This is a genomic window from Chloroflexus sp., assembly GCF_034431535.1.
In the GTDB taxonomy this organism is placed as follows: domain Bacteria; phylum Chloroflexota; class Chloroflexia; order Chloroflexales; family Chloroflexaceae; genus Chloroflexus.
In genome coordinates, this window is sequence record NZ_DAOUDC010000038.1 from 14,762 (window position 1) to 30,913 (window position 16,152).

Here is a 16,152-nt window from a genome sequence, read left to right on the forward strand (position 1 = left end):
TCGCAATGACACCGGAACCTGTCATTGCGAGCGCAGCAAAGCCGCTCACCACCCCCGCGTCACGGCCAAAAACCGTTCCGCCACCCGCATCCAGTCGAAGCGGGCAACGTATTCGCGGCCAAACGCGCCATATCGCTGGCGCAGAGCCGGATCGGCCAGTAAGGTAGTTAATGCTGTAGTCAAGGCCGGCACATCACTGGGCGGCACCAAAAGACCCACCTCGCCGTGGGGCACTACTTCGGGGATAGCGGCGGCAGTGGTGGCGACGACTGGCAAGCCGGCGGCCATCGCTTCGAGAAAGACGATACCGAATCCCTCTTGTACGCTGGGCAAACAGAAGAGATCAGCGCGGTAGTACCACGCCTTCACTTTATCATCGTCGGGTACCGCGCCAAGCAAGCGGCAGGCCGATCCCAAGTTCAGTTCGGCGGCCAGCGCGCGCAGGGTATTGTGTTCCGGCCCATCGCCAATGATTACCAGTTCGGCGGCGGGCAAATGCTGCCGCACCTGCGCAAAAGCGCGGATCAGGTCGGCGATGTGCTTGCGCGGATATTGGCGAGCTACGCAGAGAATGGTCTGGCCGGCGCCACGAGGCGGCGGCAGCGGCCATGTCGCCAGATCGATCCCTTCCGGCACCAGCCGGATGCGCTCGGCTGGCACGCCGTAGTGGTGCTGGATGCTGCGCCGGCAATAGTCGCTGGTGGTGATGACCAATGGCGCGCGACGGGCATTGATCCGCTCTAGCCGCGAGAGCAGCCAGAGCAAGCGGCGCACATTGCCGCGCTCGTGTTGCAGCTCTTCGGCAATGACCCCCTTCACACTGCACACATACGGCGTGGTGACGCGCCCCGCCACCAATACGCCGTCGATATCTACACCAACAATCAAGTCGTAGGGCAAGGCGCGCAGGAGTGCAGGAACGTACAGATTAAACAATAGCCGGCGCAGGGTGAGGTTTGGCGGCCATGCCACCGGCGGGGCAATGCGGGCAATGTGATGGCCATGAGCGCGGAGGGCGCGGCCCAAGCCGCCGATGGCAGCGGCGGTGCCGCTGCCTTCAGCTACCTGCTGGAGCCACGAGTCGAGAAACGCGATGCGCATGGAGTCTCCGAATGCAAGAAAGATACCGTTTCTATCATAATCCAAAGTGGGGAAATTGTCTGATACAATACGGCCACTGTACGCGTTCGCCCCTCTCAACATCCCCTGCTAGAGTTGAGGAGCGGACAGAATGTATGAACTAAAATAGCCCGCTTATCGCTGGCCCTTCAGGGCTGGGCTAGGCTGACGAAGCCCGCTGCGCGGGCTGCTGGCCCTCACCTCCTCCCGCCTCACGGCAAGAGAGGGAGAGCCACTGGATAACGGGCAAGGTATTGCGGAAGCGGAATGCAGCAGCGTCCCACTCCCGCGTTCGTAGGAAAGGGGCTAGGGGTGAGGGGACACCGGCGAAGGACTGGCAGCCAGCAATGGTATGTTTGCCTTTGCACGCTGTTCGCGCCCTGTCCTCATGATGTGTACCCTCATGTCATTGCGAGGGCGCGCAGCGCCCGAAGCAATCTCCCGCTTTTGCGGGAAGAATGCCTGTACGGACTACATAGGACTCCCCTCTCCCACGTTAGTAGGAGAGGGGCTGGGGTTGAGAGGACACCGGCAATACAATCGCCCTTACATTGACAGAAACCATCCTATGCCAGCCAAATTCGCCGTCTTAATGCGCGCGGCATGGGCCGATGCGCTCGCCTACCGCGCCCAACTCTTCATCTGGGTTATCACCGGTATGCTACCGCTGATCATGCTGGCCGTCTGGCGCACGCTAGCCGGTGATGGCGTGATCGGCGGCTACGCCAGCGATGATTTCGTCGCCTATTTTGTCGGTGCGCTCTGCATTCGCCAACTGACCGGGGTCTGGATCATCTGGGATATGGAGCGCGACATCCGCTTGGGTGAACTATCGCCGCACCTCTTGCGCCCGGTGCATCCGCTCTGGCGCTATCTGGCAATGGCGCTGGCCGACAAACCGCTACGCCTGATCATGGTGGCACCGATCGCGCTGATCGCCGCTATGATCGCTCCCGGTGCCATCCCCCGGCCCGATCCGCTCAGTTTGGCCTTCTTGCCGCTCGCGATCGCACTGGCGTTTACGGTCTACTTCCTCAACCAGTGCTGCATCGGCGTACTCAGTTTTTGGTGGACACAGGTGCTGGCGTTGCAAGATTTTTGGTTTGGGGTGTACACCTTCAGCAGCGGCTACCTAATTCCGCTCGACCTGTTGCCGCCGCCGGTAACGGCAGTGTTGGCATGGCTGCCGTTCCGCGCCATGCTGGCCTTCCCGCTAGAGCTGCTGTTGGGCCGGCTCGAACCGGCGGCAATTGCGTGGGGGTTTGCGCACCAGATCGGGTGGACAGTGCTGTTGGGGTTGTTGCTGCGCTGGTTGTGGCGCGAAGGGGTGTCACGCTACAGTGCGGTAGGGGCGTAATTCACTTGAGTGAATAGCCTCGAAAAGACACAAAACACTCAAACTCCTCTTTGTTTTTGCGGCGTTTGCGGCTTTGCGCGGCTATTCCTTCTTGTACATTGGTGATGGGTGAAATAGCCACGAAGCGACACAAAACGCTCAAACTTCTCCTTGTTTTTGCGGCGTTTGCGGCTGTTCGTGGCTATTCCGCCTTGACGCGCCGCCCGCTTCGCGCTACCATGTCAACCGGTTAGATAGCCAAAGCGCCGACGAGGACGAGTAACCCGGTTCCGGCCACAGGGAGGGCACGCCGCGACTGAGAGCGTGTCTGGCGATGGGCCCGGTGAAAACCCCCTCCGAGCGGCTCCCGGAACACTATACGCTAGTATGGGAGCACGGGATTCGCCCGTTATCGCGACTAATGAGGCGTAACGCCATTGTTTGGCGTTGCGTAAACACAGGGTGGAACCACGAAGCAGCTCTTCGTCCCCGTGCGGACGGAGAGCTGTTTGAGTTATGACGCCTGCAAGGAGGAGTTGATATGCGTTCTTCCGCGCGCCGGCAACCGGCGCGACGCCGTGAGGCGAGCGGGTGCGCCGGCCAGTTGGCCCGGCTTGGGGTGGGGTTGGTGGTGATTGCCGCACTCTACTTGCTGCTGGCCCGTCCCCAACTCAGCACTGCACTCGGTCGCAGCATCGCCGACCTGCTCGCACCACCTGCTGCAACGGCCAACGCGCCGTTGCCCGACTTGATCGCTGCGTTGCCAGCTGGCGAAGTGACGGTCAGTGAAGCAGAGATCAACGGCTACCTCGCCGGGATCGACGCAGTGTTGCCGGTTGAAACCGCCAGTGTGCAGTTGGTCGCCGATCGCGCCATTGTAACGGTGCATGCTTATGGAATGACCAGTGTAGTCAGCACGAGCCTGACGGTGCGCGATGGCCGGGTGGCGGCAGTCGATCCGCAGATCGAGGGGCCGCTGGCGGCGCTGGTTTCGGTCAATGATCTGACCACTGCCCTCAACGAACGGCTCAATGCCGAGTTGCTCCGGCAGGGCCGCCAAATTGTCGCGGCGCGGATTGATAATGGTATGCTAACGATTGTGTTGAGGTAAAGGAGTTCAACCATGCCGGTCGATCCCAAGAGCGATCCGTACTACCGTCTGCGCCATTCGTTGGCCCACGTCATGGCGCAGGCTGTGCTTGAAATCTTTCCTGACGGTAAAGTGGCTATCGGGCCGCCGATTGAGAATGGCTTTTACTACGATTTTGACCTGCCCCGCCCGTTGACGCCGGAAGATCTGACCGAGATCGAACAGCGGATGAAGCGGATTATTGCCGGGAATCATCCGTTTATCTACCGCGAGGTCAGCGCCGAAGAGGCCCGCCAGCTCTTTGCCAATCAGCCCTACAAGCTCGAATTAATCGAGGGGCTGGCGAAGGGGTTGGACGAATATGGCGAGACCCATCACGGCGATACGGTCATCTCGACCTACCGCCAAGATACGTTCGAGGATCTCTGCCGCGGGCCGCACCTCAACCATACCGGCGAGATCAATCCCGAAGCGTTTAAGCTGATGAGCATCGCTGGCGCGTATTGGCGCGGCGATGAGAAGAATCGCCAGTTGCAGCGCATTTACGGCACTGGCTGGAACACCAAAGAAGAGCTGGAAGCCTATCTGCACCAGTTGGAAGAGGCGCGCAAGCGCGACCATCGCCGTCTGGGCAAGGAATTGGGCCTGTTCTTCTTCTCTGACGACATTGGCCCCGGTTTGCCCATCTTTACCCCCAAAGGCGAGATCATCCGGCACGAGATGGAAAAGTTCGTGCGCGAGGTGCAGACCCGCTACGGCTACCAGCACGTCTGGACGGGCAATGTGGTGAAGGAGCAGCTTTACCGCAAGTCGGGCCACTACGACAACTATCGCGACAGCATGTTCCCGCCGATGGTTGAAAGCGAGGATCTGGTCTTCCGGCTGAAGCCGATGAACTGCCCTAGCCACATGACCCTCTACAACCAACTGGGCGTGATCAGCTATCGTGATCTGCCGCTGCGCTTCGCCGAGTTTGCCACCCTCTACCGCTACGAAGATAGCGGGGCATTAAGCGGGCTGACGCGAGTGCGGGCCTTGACCCAAGACGATTGCCATATCTTTTGCCGGCCCGACCAGATTCAAGAGGAATTTAGCCTTGCCCTGCAAGTGATCCGCGAGGTGTTGGGAACTTACAAGTTCACCGATTACAAGGTGCGCTTGTCGCTGCGCGGCAAAGAGGGCAAGTACGTGCAAGACGACGAAAAGTGGGAGCAGGCGACCGCTGCCTTGCGCGCGGCGCTGGAAGCCAACGGCGTCGAGTATTTTGAAGCCGAGGGCGAAGCGGCCTTCTACGGCCCGAAAGCCGACTTCTTGGCCCGCGATGTATTGGGGCGCGAGTGGCAATTGAGCACGATCCAAGTCGATTTCATCCAGCCGGCCCACTTGGGTTGCGAGTACATCGGCGAAGACGACAAGCCACACACGCCGGTCGTCTTGCACCGCGCCGTCACCGGCACCACCGAGCGGTTTATGGGGGTCTTGATCGAGCACTACGGCGGCGCGTTCCCGCTCTGGCTGGCCCCAGTGCAGGCAGTCGTCATTCCGATTACCGACAAACAGATGGAGTACGCGCGCAAGGTGCGCCAGCGCCTCTTCGCTGCCGGCTTGCGGGTAGAGCTCGACGACAACCGCGATCGTATGCAAGGGAAGATCCGGCGGGCACAGTTGCAGAAGATACCTTATATGCTTATAATCGGCGCCAGAGAGGAAGCTGCTGATGCTGTCGCCGTCCGTACTCGCACCGGTGAGGATCTTGGCGCAATGCCGGTCGATGCCTTCTTGGCCCGCGCATTGGAAGAGATCCGCACCCGCAGGTAGGTCGCAGGCGTAAGAGCAAGCGAGTGATTCACCCCTCTCCCTACTTGTGGAGAGAGGTAAAGTGGGGAGCGAGCGATGCGCAAGTGGTTGAGAGCACCCGCTTCACCGACAGGTTCTACCCATCCTGACAAGTTGAGGAGCACGCCGATGACCGTTGAGAACGACGCGATCGCTGAGGTCGCGCGCCGCTTCGCCGAGTCGATCCACGCCGAACGTGCCGCCACGCTCGAGGCGCTAGCCTCCGAACGTGAAGCCGCCCAACGCCTCTTGGCCGCGTTGCGCCGCGAACACGAACGCCAAACCGCTTCGGCCACCGGCGCGTTTATCGCCGGTTTGCTCATCGGCGCTGCCGTCGGGGTCGCAGCGGTCGCGCTGCTCAACCCGCGCTCGGGCCGCGACCTTCGCCAGACGCTCGCTGCCCGCGCCAGCGTCACCCGCCAGTCATTCGCTGAACGATTGCGCACCGCGATCGCCGCCGGCCAGCGCGCCGCCGCCGAACGCGAACAAGAGCTGTGGCGCGAGTATCGCAAGCGGATCAACGAACCGCCATCGTCCGATCCATCAACGACGCCGTAAGGGCGATGCACGCGTCGCGCCCGCGTCGCGCCCGCGTCGCCCCATGAGGAGATTTATGGACGCCGAAATCATCGCGATCGGCTCAGAGCTACTGCTAGGCGTCACCATCGACACCAACAGCGCCTACCTTGCCCGCCAACTGGCCGCTGCCGGCGTGAATGTCTACCGCAAGACGGTGATCGGCGATAACGCCAAACGGATCGAGCAGGCGGTGCGCGAGGCACTCGACCGGGCCGATCTGGTTATCTGCACCGGCGGGCTTGGCCCGACCCTCGATGATGTGACCCGCGAAGCGGTGGCGGCGGCGTTCGATCGCCCGCTTGAGTTCCATCAAGAACTACTCGACCAGATCGCCGCGCGCTTTGCCGCGATGAACCGCCCGATGAGCGAGAGCAACCGGCGGCAGGCATACGTACCGGCAGGCGCGCGCGTGATCCCCAACCCGCGCGGCACCGCCCCAGCCTTTCTCGTCGAAGACGCACGCGGCACGGTGATCGTGTTGCCCGGCGTGCCGAGCGAAATGCGCTATCTGTTCGAGACGGCGGTGATTCCCTATTTGCGGGAGGAACGAGGCATCACCACCGTGATCCTTGTCCGCACCCTTCACGCGGTTGGCTTGGGCGAGAGTGTGATCGGCGAGCGGATTGCCGATCTCATGCAGCAGGCCAATCCGAGCGTCGGCATTTCGGCCAAGCGAGCGCGCTACGAATTGCGCATTGGCGCTCGCGCCGAAAGCCAAGCCGAAGCCGAAGCGCTGATCGCCCAAACCGAGGCGATTATCCGCGAGCGCCTCGGCCAATACCTGCTCGGCGCCGAAGAGTTGCCGGTGGTTGTGGCCCGCTTACTGCGCGAACGAAACCTCACGCTGGCACTGTACGAAGGGATCATCCAAGCGCCGGTGTTGCATGCCCTGCTCGCCACGCCGGAGATCGAGCAGCGGTTGCGCGGGGTCGAAATCCACCCGCTTGACCGGCCAGCCGACGAGCAAGCCGCGTCGGATTTAGCTGCTGCCGGCGCGTCTACGGTGGCCGACCACTGGCAGAGCGATCTAGCGTTGGGTGTACAACCGGCTAGCATACTTAATGAACAGGGCTTTACGGCGGTGGCCTTTGCGCTAGTGACGCCAAACGGCGAACGGCGCTTGACCCGCCCCTTCGACCTGCGCTCAGCCGAGGGCCGCGAGTTTATCGGCACGGCGGCGCTCGATCTATTGCGCCGCTATCTGGCCGAGGAGCCGGAGTAGTGTACGCACCGTTGCCTTCGCCAACCACATTACCGGCTGCTGTTGCGCTGATCTGGCGCGATCCGGCGTGGTGGCGCAAATGCTTGCTCCACGGTGCGCTGGCGATGACGATTATCGGCTTGCCGCTGGCCGTGGGCTTCATCATGGAGAGCTACGACAATACCCGGCGTGGCTTTCCCATTCCGCTGCCGCCGTGGCGTGATCGGACGCTGCGCGCCCTGACCGGCATTTGTGCCTTGTTGATCGATCTCGCCTTCTTTGTGTTGCCGCTCATGGTTGGCGGCTTGGCGCTGGGTTGCAGCGGCTTGGCGCTCGTGTTGGCGGCGCAGACCGCGCTGCTTGAGCCGATCACCGCCAGTATTGTGGCACTAATAGGATTGGTCTGGCTGTGCTTTTTGCTGATCGGCGTTGCACCGGTTGGCCGGCTCATCTTCGCCGAAGAGGGCCAGATCGAGCGCACCCTCAGCATCGAGACGGTGCGGCGCGCCTTGCAGCCGCCTTACCGGGTACACTTTTGGCGCGCGCGCTGGGCTAGTCTGGCGGCGTATCTGCCGGCAGCGATGATTGCCGCCCTGACTGGTTGGTTGATCACGACCAATGCTCCATTTTTGCTCATCATCCTTACCGGCTGGCTCTTGTGCAGCGCCGGCGTCTTCGCCCAACTGGCCGGCGCGCAACTGTACGTTGCCGCCGAACGGCAGGCCCAACGGGAGCTGCACGCATAACCGGCTCGATTATGGTACAGTAGGGTTGTTGTGCGAACGCGGTAGGTACACGCTGATCGGTCTTTCACTGAAGTGGGAGATTGCTTCGGGCGCTGGGCACCCTCGCAATGACAAAGGGAGCTGTGCGCCACCATCGCCGATGTCATTGTGAGCCGCGCTCCGCGCAGCGAAGCAATCCCCAATGGGAGCGATCGGCTCAGGCATTCTGGTATGCTGGCGGGAAGATTGGTGCGGGGACGCGAGCAGCCCACTGTGCTGACTATTCGCTTCCCCGCCTGTGAAGCACAAAGACGTAAACCGCGGCAGTTGATGGTGATGACCCTGCGCGCCCTGTGCGATAACAATACCGGAGCGCCTGCATGAATCTGACTCGCGCCTTTAGCTTTGTGTTCGATGACCCTGATTGGTGGCAAGTGATCGTCGTGGTCGGCCTGTTGCAACTGGTGCCAATTATCGGCCAGATTGCCGCATTGGGGTGTATCTTGTATACTGCCCGCGCCGTCGCTAACGGAAGCGACCGTCCACTCCCGCGGCTTAACCAGTTCGGCGCTGTCTTCAGTGAGGGATTGTACGGCGCGTTCATCTATATCGTCTACTACCTGCCCATGTTTTTGATCATGTGTCTCTTTATGTGCCTGATCGTGGGGGTGGTGGTTGCAACCGGCAATAATGAACCGCCGATCGGTATCTTGATCGGTTTGGTGCTTTGCCTGAATCTCCTGCTGGTGCCGTTGGTGCTGATTACCCAACCGTTGCTGATCGTGGGCAGCGGTCGCTACATACAGACCGGTTCTGCCGGCGCGGCATTGCAGTTGGGTGAGGTGTTTGCGCTGCTGCGGCGCAATCCGGCTGAGTGGCTGGTGCTATGGCTGCTCTCGATCTTGTGCAATTTCGTCGCTGGCCTTGGCGCCATCATCGTGTTCTTTGGCATATTATTCACAATCGCTTATGCCGCGCTCGTCTTCGGCCACCTACTAGGGCAAACCGTTCGTCAGGTTTCGTCACCGTCGTCGTTGTCGTAAGAGGAGGAGGCTATGGCGCTCCGTGATCTCATCGAACCGCGAGAACTCCTCTACCCCTCGAATCTGCTCACGATCAGCCGGTTGCTGCTCTTGCCGGCGACGATCTACTATATGCAGCGCACCGATCGGCGCGAACGGGCATTACTGTTGCTCGCGATTACAATGATTACCGACGCGCTCGATGGCCCGATTGCCCGCCGGCGCGGCGAAGTCTCGAAGCTAGGCCAGATTCTTGATCCGATTGCCGATAAGGCGCTGATCGATTCAGCCGCGGTGATGCTCTCACGCACCCGCGGGTTTCCGTGGTGGGCTACTGGGTTGCTTATCTTCCGCGATGTCGGGATTCTGCTGGCGGGCTTGATTGTGCTGCGCCGGAAGGCACAGATTACCACCGCCGAGAGCAGCGGTAAGCTCACGACGCTGGCCATGACGATCGTCGCCCTGCTCTATCTAGCCGGCGGCCCGCGGTGGGGCAAACCGGCGCTCTACGCGGCGTTGGTGCCGTTTAGCTTGTCGTTTGTGCAGTATGGATGGCGCTTTATCCAGATTATGCGCGACGAGCCGGGCGATGCTGAACGCAAAGACGCAATGTAACTCATTGCGCCTTTGCGTTTATCGTTAGCGCGCCACTTTCGTGGCGAACAGCTTGTGGAACTTGGCCACTTTGGGCGCAACCACAAATTGGCAGTAGGGCTGATAGGGGTTGCGAGCAAAGTACTCTTGATGATAGTCCTCGGCAGGGTAGAAGGTAGTGGCCGGCACGATCTCGGTCACGATCGGATCGCGAAATACTCGCTGCTCGCTCCATTCACGCACTAATTGCTCGGCAATCTGCCGCTGCTCGTCCGAATGGTAGAAGATCGCCGAGCGGTACTGTGTGCCGACATCAGCCCCCTGCCGGTTGAGCGTGGTCGGGTCGTGAATGCTGAAGAAGATTTCGAGCAGTTCGCGATAGCTGATTTGGCTGGGGTCAAAGCGAATTTGCACCGCTTCGGCGTGGCCGGTATTGCCATCGCACACCTGCCGGTAGGTCGGGTTGGGGACGTGGCCGCCAGTGTAGCCTGAGACCACATCTTGCACGCCGATCACCTGATCGTAGACCGCTTCGAGGCACCAGAAGCAACCGCCGGCCAGGGTGGCCGTTTCGAGAGTCATACCAGTCTCCTTCTCATGAAATGTGCTACTCTCTCTGTAGTCTACCGCAGGTTGGCGGTTGGTGGGAGGATTACAACGGATTGTACCGGTTCATCGCCACGATCAAGCCCTCGCCCAACACCACTTCAACCGCATCAGCGATGCGCGCCAGCAAATCAGGCAGCGCCGCCTCTTCTTCCGGCGTAAACCGGCTCAACACATAATCGGCGACGTTCATCTTGCCCGGCGGCTGGCCAATGCCCACCCGCAGCCGGGGGAATTCGGTCGTACCCAATTGGCCGACGATCGAGCGCATACCGTTATGGGTGCCGGCGCTGCCCCGCTCGCGCAGCCGCAGTTTGGCGAACGGCAGATCGAGATCGTCGTAGATCACCAGCAATTCGCGCGCCGGGTCGATTTTGTACCAATTGCGCAACGCCGACACCGCTTGCCCGCTCAGGTTCATATAGGTCTGCGGTTTGACCAGCGCCACCCGCTGCCCGCGAATGTTGACCTCGGCAATCTCGCTGTTGGCGCGCTGATTACGAAATGTTAGCCCATAGCGTTCGGCCAGCGTTTCGACGCTGCGAAAGCCGATATTATGCCGGGTGCGCGCATACCGCTCACCTGGATTGCCCAACCCAACAATTAACCACATCGCTCATCCCTCTTGTACGGGCACAGTGCCCCATCCAACCGGGCACAGCACGCTGTGCCCCTACAGGTTTTCGCCATCGCGCCATGGTAGAAGCGGTTACGCTGCCCGTCAACCCGCTTGACGAAATGCCGTTTCCGGCGAACATGGCTGCAATTGCTTTGATTCGATAAGGATGTGTTATGGCCGCTCCGACCCTCTCGCTGCCGTTGCCCACTCTCGCCGAGCAGTTTCTGCTCCGACGCGATATGACCTTTCTCAACCACGGCAGTTTTGGCGCTTGCCCGCGTCCGGTGTTCGACACCTTCCAACAATGGCAACGCACCCTCGAATCTCAACCGGTCGAGTTTCTCGGTCGCCGGTTGCCCGATTTGCTGCGCCAAGCGCGCGCCCAGTTGGCGGCGTTCATCGACGCGCCGGCAGAGGATCTGGTCTTTGTGCCGAATGTGACCTACGCGCTCAATATCGTTGCCCGCTCGATCGCGTTGCAACCGGGTGATGAGGTGTTGGGCATCACCCACGAGTACGGCGCGATTGAACGCACGTGGCGCTATGTGTGTTTGCAACGCGGCGCAACGTATGTCAACCAGCCGGTTGAGCTGCCGGTGGCGACGCCTGATGAGATTGTCGAACAGATCTGGCGGGGTGTGACGCCGCGCACCCGCGTGATATTGCTGAGCCATATCACGTCGCCGACCGCAATCATCATGCCGGTGGCCGACATCTGCCGGCGGGCGCGCGCCGCCGGGATCCTCAGCGTGATCGATGGCGCACATGCTCCCGGCCAGATCGATCTTAATCTCGCCGAGCTAGGGGCCGATTTTTACGGCGGCAATTGCCACAAATGGTTGTGCGCGCCGAAAGGGGCCGGCTTTCTCTACGTCCGTCCCGAACACCAAGCCAGCCTTGAGCCGCTGGTGGTGAGTTGGGGCTGGCAACCGCCCGATCCGCTGCAAGGCAGTTTTCTGGCTTACCCGGAAGGCTGCCCGCTCCAAGCCTACTACGAGTGGATGGGCACCGATGATCCATCGGCGTTTCTCGCTGTGCCGGTAGCGATCGATTTTCAGCGCCAACATCACTGGCCGGCAGTGCAGCAGGCGTGCCACGAGCTGTTGCAAGCCGCTTCCCAGCAGATACTGGCGCTGAGCGGCTTGCCGCCGCTGACTCCCGACAACGAAGGTTGGTGGGTGCAAATGCGCGCGCTGCCCTTGCCACCGTGCGATCCGGCGCAGGTGCAGGCCCGCCTGTGGCGCGAGTGGCGGGTCGAAGTGCCGTGTTTCAACTGGGAAGGCCGCCCGTTGATCCGGGTTTCGGTGCAGGCGTATAATGCCCCGGCAGATATTGAGCGGCTGGTGGCGGGGTTACGGGCGGTGTTGTGAATGTTTGGGGGAAGTTGACCCCACCCCTCGCCCCTCAACCGGCTGGGGGAGGGGAAGAGCCTGCTCCCTCCCCCAGCGGGGTTGAGGGGCGGACAGAACGTGTGATCGATCTCAACCGTTGATCGCTGTGCAATACCTCAACGCTCGGTACTACGCTCCTATCTCCCGCTGTCAGGTGGGAGAGGGGCTGAGGGTGAGGACCAGCAGCCCGCTGCGGGAGGAGAAGGACTTGCTCCCTCCCCCGCCGGAAGAGGGTAAGGTGGGCTAGTACCGCCGAGGATTGTCTAACCAACCGCACCCTTTCGCATACCTTGTGTGCAATGCAGTAACATGCAAACCTATGATCGAACTCGACCGTGTCACCTACACCTACCCCGGCGCCAGCGCGCCGATCTTGCGTGATCTGAGCGTGCAGATCGCCGATGGCGAATTTTTGCTCGTCTGCGGGCCGAGCGGCGCCGGCAAGAGCACCCTTTTGCGCCTGTTCAATGGTCTCGTTCCCCACTTTTACGGCGGGCGGCTCGGCGGACGGGTGCGGGTGTGGGGGCGCGATACACTAGCCTGCCAGCCGCGCGATCTGGCCGATCTGGTCGGTTTTGTGGTGCAAGACCCTGAAAGCCAGTTTGTCGTCGAGCGGGTCGAAGACGAGATCGTCTTCGCGATGGAGAATCTGGGGGTGCCGCCAGCGGTGATGCGCCGGCGGGTGGAAGAGGTGCTTGACCAGTTGGCAATTGCCCATCTGCGCCATCGCCACGTCGCCACCCTGAGCGGCGGCGAGCAGCAACGGGTGGCGATTGCCGCCGCACTCGCCGCCCAACCACGTGCGCTGGTGCTCGATGAACCAACCAGCCAGCTCGATCCGCACGGTGCAGAAGAGGTCTTGACCGCGCTGCAAAAACTCAATGCCGACCTCGGCATTACTATCGTGCTGTGCGAGCACCGGCTCGAACGGGTGGTACAATACGCTGACCGCATCCTCTACCTCGCGCCGGGTGGCAGGGTTGAAGTGGGTACGCCGCGCGAGGTGCTGGCGCGCATCGAGCTGCGCCCGCCGCTGCAACAATTGGGTGCAGCGTTAGGTTGGGAACCCCTGCCGCTGACGATCAAAGAGGGCCGGCGCTTTGTGCCGGTCGATCTACCCGCTTCATCACCATCTGTCCCCATATCGCCGGACAATCCGCCGTTAGCCCGCTTGCGCAACGTCACGGTGCAATACGGCCAGCACGAGGCGCTCTACCGGGTGAACCTCGATCTGCCGCGCGGCGCGTTAATTGCCTTGATGGGCCGCAATGGCAGCGGTAAGAGCACATTGCTCAAGACGCTGATCGGATTGGTGCGGCCCGTTGAAGGGAAGATCGAAGTGGAAGGTCGCGATATTGCCCCCATTCCGGTAGAAGAGTTAGCCCGCCGGGTGGCGTATGTGCCGCAAGACCCGCGCAGTATGCTCTTTCACGACACCCTGCGCGAAGAGGTGGTGTTTAGCTTGCGCGGGCGCGGGTTGCGGCCATCGCCCACCGCTATCGCTGATGCCTTGACGCGCTTTGGCATCAACCATCTGGCCGAGCGCTATCCGCGTGATCTCAGTGGCGGCGAAGCGCAGCGAGCGGCGTTGGCCGCCGGTTTGGCCGGCGATCCGCTGCTCATCTTGCTCGATGAACCGACCCGCGGCCTTGATTATCACGCCAAAGCCGGCTTGATCACCATGTTGCGCCGCTTGTGCGACGAAGGCCGCACGGTGGTGATGGCAACCCACGATGTCGAGCTAGCCGCCGCGTGTGCTGATCGGGTGGTGTTGCTCGGCGAAGGTGAGGTAGTGGTCGAAGGCCCGGCGACCGAATTGCTCGGCAACAGCCTGATCTTCTCATCACAGGTTGCCAAACTCTTCCCCGGTCGCGGCTGGCTGACCGTCGCGCAGGCCTTGGCTGGCTTGCGCGGGGAAGAGCGCAAATAGACACCGCTGTGGGTGCAGGGAGAGGAATAGCCACCAAGAGCCACAAAAGACGCAAAGCAAGCAAAGACGCAGAGCAGTCAAACGCAAAGGACGCAAGGATGGTTGGTATGGCGATCATCCTCCGCGTCTCGGTGGTAAAAAACGTACCCCCTCTCCCGCCGTCAGGTGGGAGAGGGGGGCCGGGGGTGAGGGCGCCGAGAAGAATAGCCCCAAAGACACACACACGATGCAAAAAATCGTATGGTTTCTTGTGCCTTTTGTGTCTTTTCTTGGCTATTCTACCCACGCAGCGGGCTTCCTACCCCAAGCCCAGCCCTTCAGGGTCGGGGTCCCTGCATAGCTGAGCCGGTTTGTTTCGCTATCGTGGGAGAGACAACCGGCGCCTCACTCTGCGGCTTGGCGTTCCACCCCTCTGCGTTCTCTGCGGCTTGGCGTTCCACCCCTCTGCGCCGCTACGCACCCACCATCGCCGTATTCGCCAACAGCGCCTTCACCCCGGCTTGCAGAGTAGCAAACGAGCGCATCCCATTCCACGTCGATCCGGTGTGGATCATCACCGCGGCCATATCGGGCCGGATGCCGCACAGCGCCACCTGCGCCCCCATCAAGCGCGCCCCGTCGCTCAGTTGGCGCAAGGCGCGGGCAAGGTCTTGATCAAAAACGGTCAGACCAGTGAGATCAACCAGTACCGTGCGCACATTGCGTTCGGCAATTTTCGGCAGAGTCAGGTCAATGAACGTCTGGCAACGGTCAGGATCAAACGCTCCGATCAGCGGCACGAGCAACACGGTTTCACTTAACGGGATGATCGGCAAGGTCAGCCGGCGCAACAACGCATCGCGCTGCTGCAACTCGGCCAGCGACCGCTCAAGTTCAGCGGTGCGTTCGGCCAGCGCCGCTCGTGACGTGAGCAACTCGGCTTGCTGCCGCTCCGAGCGGGTAACGTCACGCAGCAGCACCACGCTTGAGGTACCCTGTTCATCGCTGATCGCAACTTCCGAAGCCAGTATGATCTTGCCATCGGCCGCGCGCGCAAACCGGCGCCGGCCCCGCTCTTGATCCTCAGCCATCGTTTGCTCGTGAAAGCCACTCTCGGCCAGCACGTGCTCGAACGCCTGTCCATCTCCTGCGCAAGCGGGCATGATCCGCTGCGCCGCGCGATTAGCAAAGCGCACATGACGGTTGGCGTCGAGGATCAGCACACCGTCGGGCAGGTTCTCGACCGCGGCTTGCAACGCAATTTGCGAGGGACGAAAGACGCCGTAGCGAATAACGACCCAACCAAATACCACATGAAGCGGTAAGAGACTGACGTAGGTCAGTGTTACCATGCCTAATTCGCGAAAGACGAAACCTGTCACTAAGGTCAATGCCGCTCCCGCCGTTAACCAAAGTGCAAGGCTGCGCATTTTGGGATGCTGCACGGCAATCGTCACCAACATAACAATCGGGACAATCACGCAACCGATGATGTACAGTATCAGCGCAGACCAGAACAACGGCCCGCGCACAAAACTCAAGCGACCAATCTCTTCCCGAAAAACATCGCCGCCGACCAGACCGAAGCTGCCATACCAATCGATCGCGAGAAAGACCGCCATCACGACGTATGGCGCAATGGCGGCCCAACGCACCACTGGTTGGCGGTAGCGATGGGGCATAAAAACGATCATGATGAGCCAAACAAACAAGCCAAAAATAGCTGCCAACAACGAGATGAGCAGCCCGGAGAGCAGCCGGATCTCGGTGGAATTGCGGCTAGTATATCGTACGGCGCCGGCAATACTCAGCACCAGTGAACCAGATGTAAACAGTGTAAACAGCCGATTCGCGGTTGCTTGCCAATCTTGCAGCAAGACATACACAATACTGGCAGTGAGGATAATGATAGTGAACAAGCTGAAGAGCAGTTCCATGCGCGCATCCCCTTGCAGTGCATTGCATCGGAGTCGTCTTGCCGGCTGAAGGTGACGTGATCGTTGAATGATGTTGCTGCGCAGCAACAAGGGCTCATACGAGGAGTGTTGTTGTGTGTAATGACAATTATGACTGGTACCAAACGTCTTGTCAAAAAACCCGTGATTGACGCCCTCCTCCAACCTGT

14 protein-coding genes are annotated in these 16,152 nt (G+C 60.9%); 10 read left to right on the forward strand and 4 right to left on the reverse strand.

The annotated features are described in order from the left end of the window. Positions 1 to 45 precede the first annotated feature (45 nt). On the reverse strand, positions 46 to 1,101 hold the full coding sequence (locus U9R61_RS09640) for a glycosyltransferase family 4 protein (RefSeq protein ID WP_322488599.1): 1,056 nt from the start codon (positions 1,099 to 1,101) through the stop codon (positions 46 to 48). Positions 1,102 to 1,687: 586 nt separating this feature from the next. On the opposite strand from U9R61_RS09640, the gene U9R61_RS09645 reads away from it, so the two are divergent. The 8 genes from U9R61_RS09645 (at position 1,688) to U9R61_RS09680 (ending at position 9,523) form a co-directional block, all read left to right on the forward strand. Beyond that, a complete protein-coding gene (locus U9R61_RS09645) occupies positions 1,688 to 2,476 on the forward strand; it encodes an ABC transporter permease (RefSeq protein WP_322488600.1) in 789 nt (262 codons plus the stop codon). A 520-nt stretch (positions 2,477 to 2,996) separates the two neighbouring features. After that, on the forward strand, positions 2,997 to 3,566 hold the full coding sequence (locus tag U9R61_RS09650) for a hypothetical protein (RefSeq protein WP_322488601.1): 570 nt from the start codon (positions 2,997 to 2,999) through the stop codon (positions 3,564 to 3,566). Between the two features lie 12 nt (positions 3,567 to 3,578). Continuing rightward, the gene (gene thrS / locus U9R61_RS09655) at positions 3,579 to 5,363 is read left to right on the forward strand and encodes a threonine--tRNA ligase (protein WP_322488602.1); all 1,785 of its coding nucleotides are present in this window, start codon (positions 3,579 to 3,581) and stop codon (positions 5,361 to 5,363) included. Positions 5,364 to 5,510: 147 nt separating this feature from the next. Continuing rightward, a complete protein-coding gene (locus tag U9R61_RS09660) occupies positions 5,511 to 5,939 on the forward strand; it encodes a YtxH domain-containing protein (RefSeq protein ID WP_322488603.1) in 429 nt (142 codons plus the stop codon). Positions 5,940 to 5,994: 55 nt separating this feature from the next. Then, the gene (locus U9R61_RS09665; RefSeq protein ID WP_322488604.1) at positions 5,995 to 7,182 is read left to right on the forward strand and encodes a CinA family nicotinamide mononucleotide deamidase-related protein; all 1,188 of its coding nucleotides are present in this window, start codon (positions 5,995 to 5,997) and stop codon (positions 7,180 to 7,182) included. Further along, entirely contained in the window at positions 7,182 to 7,907 is a 726-nt protein-coding gene (locus tag U9R61_RS09670) for a DUF4013 domain-containing protein (RefSeq protein ID WP_322488605.1), read from the forward strand. Before U9R61_RS09665 ends, U9R61_RS09670 begins: the two co-directional genes overlap by 1 nt. 359 nt (positions 7,908 to 8,266) lie before the next feature. Continuing rightward, positions 8,267 to 8,929 (forward strand): DUF4013 domain-containing protein, encoded by a 663-nt coding sequence (locus U9R61_RS09675; protein WP_322488606.1) that lies wholly within the window; start codon positions 8,267 to 8,269, stop codon positions 8,927 to 8,929. A 12-nt stretch (positions 8,930 to 8,941) separates the two neighbouring features. Continuing rightward, positions 8,942 to 9,523 (forward strand): CDP-alcohol phosphatidyltransferase family protein, encoded by a 582-nt coding sequence (locus U9R61_RS09680; protein ID WP_066791507.1) that lies wholly within the window; start codon positions 8,942 to 8,944, stop codon positions 9,521 to 9,523. 24 nt (positions 9,524 to 9,547) lie between these two features. On the opposite strand, the gene msrA is transcribed toward U9R61_RS09680, so the two are convergent. Beyond that, the gene (msrA, locus tag U9R61_RS09685; protein ID WP_322488607.1) at positions 9,548 to 10,084 is read right to left on the reverse strand and encodes a peptide-methionine (S)-S-oxide reductase MsrA; all 537 of its coding nucleotides are present in this window, start codon (positions 10,082 to 10,084) and stop codon (positions 9,548 to 9,550) included. 70 nt (positions 10,085 to 10,154) lie between these two features. Next, a complete protein-coding gene (gene pth / locus U9R61_RS09690; protein WP_322488608.1) occupies positions 10,155 to 10,721 on the reverse strand; it encodes an aminoacyl-tRNA hydrolase in 567 nt (188 codons plus the stop codon). A 179-nt stretch (positions 10,722 to 10,900) separates the two neighbouring features. Between pth and U9R61_RS09695 the strand changes: the two genes are divergently transcribed. Continuing rightward, positions 10,901 to 12,097, forward strand: coding sequence for an aminotransferase class V-fold PLP-dependent enzyme (locus U9R61_RS09695; RefSeq protein ID WP_322488609.1), 1,197 nt, complete (start codon positions 10,901 to 10,903; stop codon positions 12,095 to 12,097). 340 nt (positions 12,098 to 12,437) lie between these two features. Further along, complete coding sequence (locus tag U9R61_RS09700; RefSeq protein WP_322488610.1) at positions 12,438 to 14,048, forward strand: ABC transporter ATP-binding protein; 1,611 nt, start codon at positions 12,438 to 12,440, stop codon at positions 14,046 to 14,048. 452 nt (positions 14,049 to 14,500) lie between these two features. On the opposite strand, the gene U9R61_RS09705 is transcribed toward U9R61_RS09700, so the two are convergent. After that, a complete protein-coding gene (locus tag U9R61_RS09705; protein ID WP_322488611.1) occupies positions 14,501 to 15,964 on the reverse strand; it encodes an STAS domain-containing protein in 1,464 nt (487 codons plus the stop codon). Between the last annotated feature and the right edge of the window lie 188 nt (positions 15,965 to 16,152).

Coding starts and splice junctions, on each gene's coding strand:
- thrS (WP_322488602.1), top strand. CDS start 3,579: ATGCCGGTCGATCCCAAGAGCGATCCGTACTACCGTCTGCGCCATTCG.
- U9R61_RS09665 (WP_322488604.1), top strand. CDS start 5,995: ATGGACGCCGAAATCATCGCGATCGGCTCAGAGCTACTGCTAGGCGTC.
- U9R61_RS09645 (WP_322488600.1), top strand. CDS start 1,688: ATGCCAGCCAAATTCGCCGTCTTAATGCGCGCGGCATGGGCCGATGCG.
- U9R61_RS09705 (WP_322488611.1), bottom strand. CDS start 15,964: ATGGAACTGCTCTTCAGCTTGTTCACTATCATTATCCTCACTGCCAGT.
- U9R61_RS09650 (WP_322488601.1), top strand. CDS start 2,997: ATGCGTTCTTCCGCGCGCCGGCAACCGGCGCGACGCCGTGAGGCGAGC.
- U9R61_RS09700 (WP_322488610.1), top strand. CDS start 12,438: ATGATCGAACTCGACCGTGTCACCTACACCTACCCCGGCGCCAGCGCG.
- pth (WP_322488608.1), bottom strand. CDS start 10,721: ATGTGGTTAATTGTTGGGTTGGGCAATCCAGGTGAGCGGTATGCGCGC.
- U9R61_RS09680 (WP_066791507.1), top strand. CDS start 8,942: ATGGCGCTCCGTGATCTCATCGAACCGCGAGAACTCCTCTACCCCTCG.
- U9R61_RS09675 (WP_322488606.1), top strand. CDS start 8,267: ATGAATCTGACTCGCGCCTTTAGCTTTGTGTTCGATGACCCTGATTGG.
- U9R61_RS09640 (WP_322488599.1), bottom strand. CDS start 1,101: ATGCGCATCGCGTTTCTCGACTCGTGGCTCCAGCAGGTAGCTGAAGGC.
- U9R61_RS09660 (WP_322488603.1), top strand. CDS start 5,511: ATGACCGTTGAGAACGACGCGATCGCTGAGGTCGCGCGCCGCTTCGCC.
- U9R61_RS09695 (WP_322488609.1), top strand. CDS start 10,901: ATGGCCGCTCCGACCCTCTCGCTGCCGTTGCCCACTCTCGCCGAGCAG.
- msrA (WP_322488607.1), bottom strand. CDS start 10,084: ATGACTCTCGAAACGGCCACCCTGGCCGGCGGTTGCTTCTGGTGCCTC.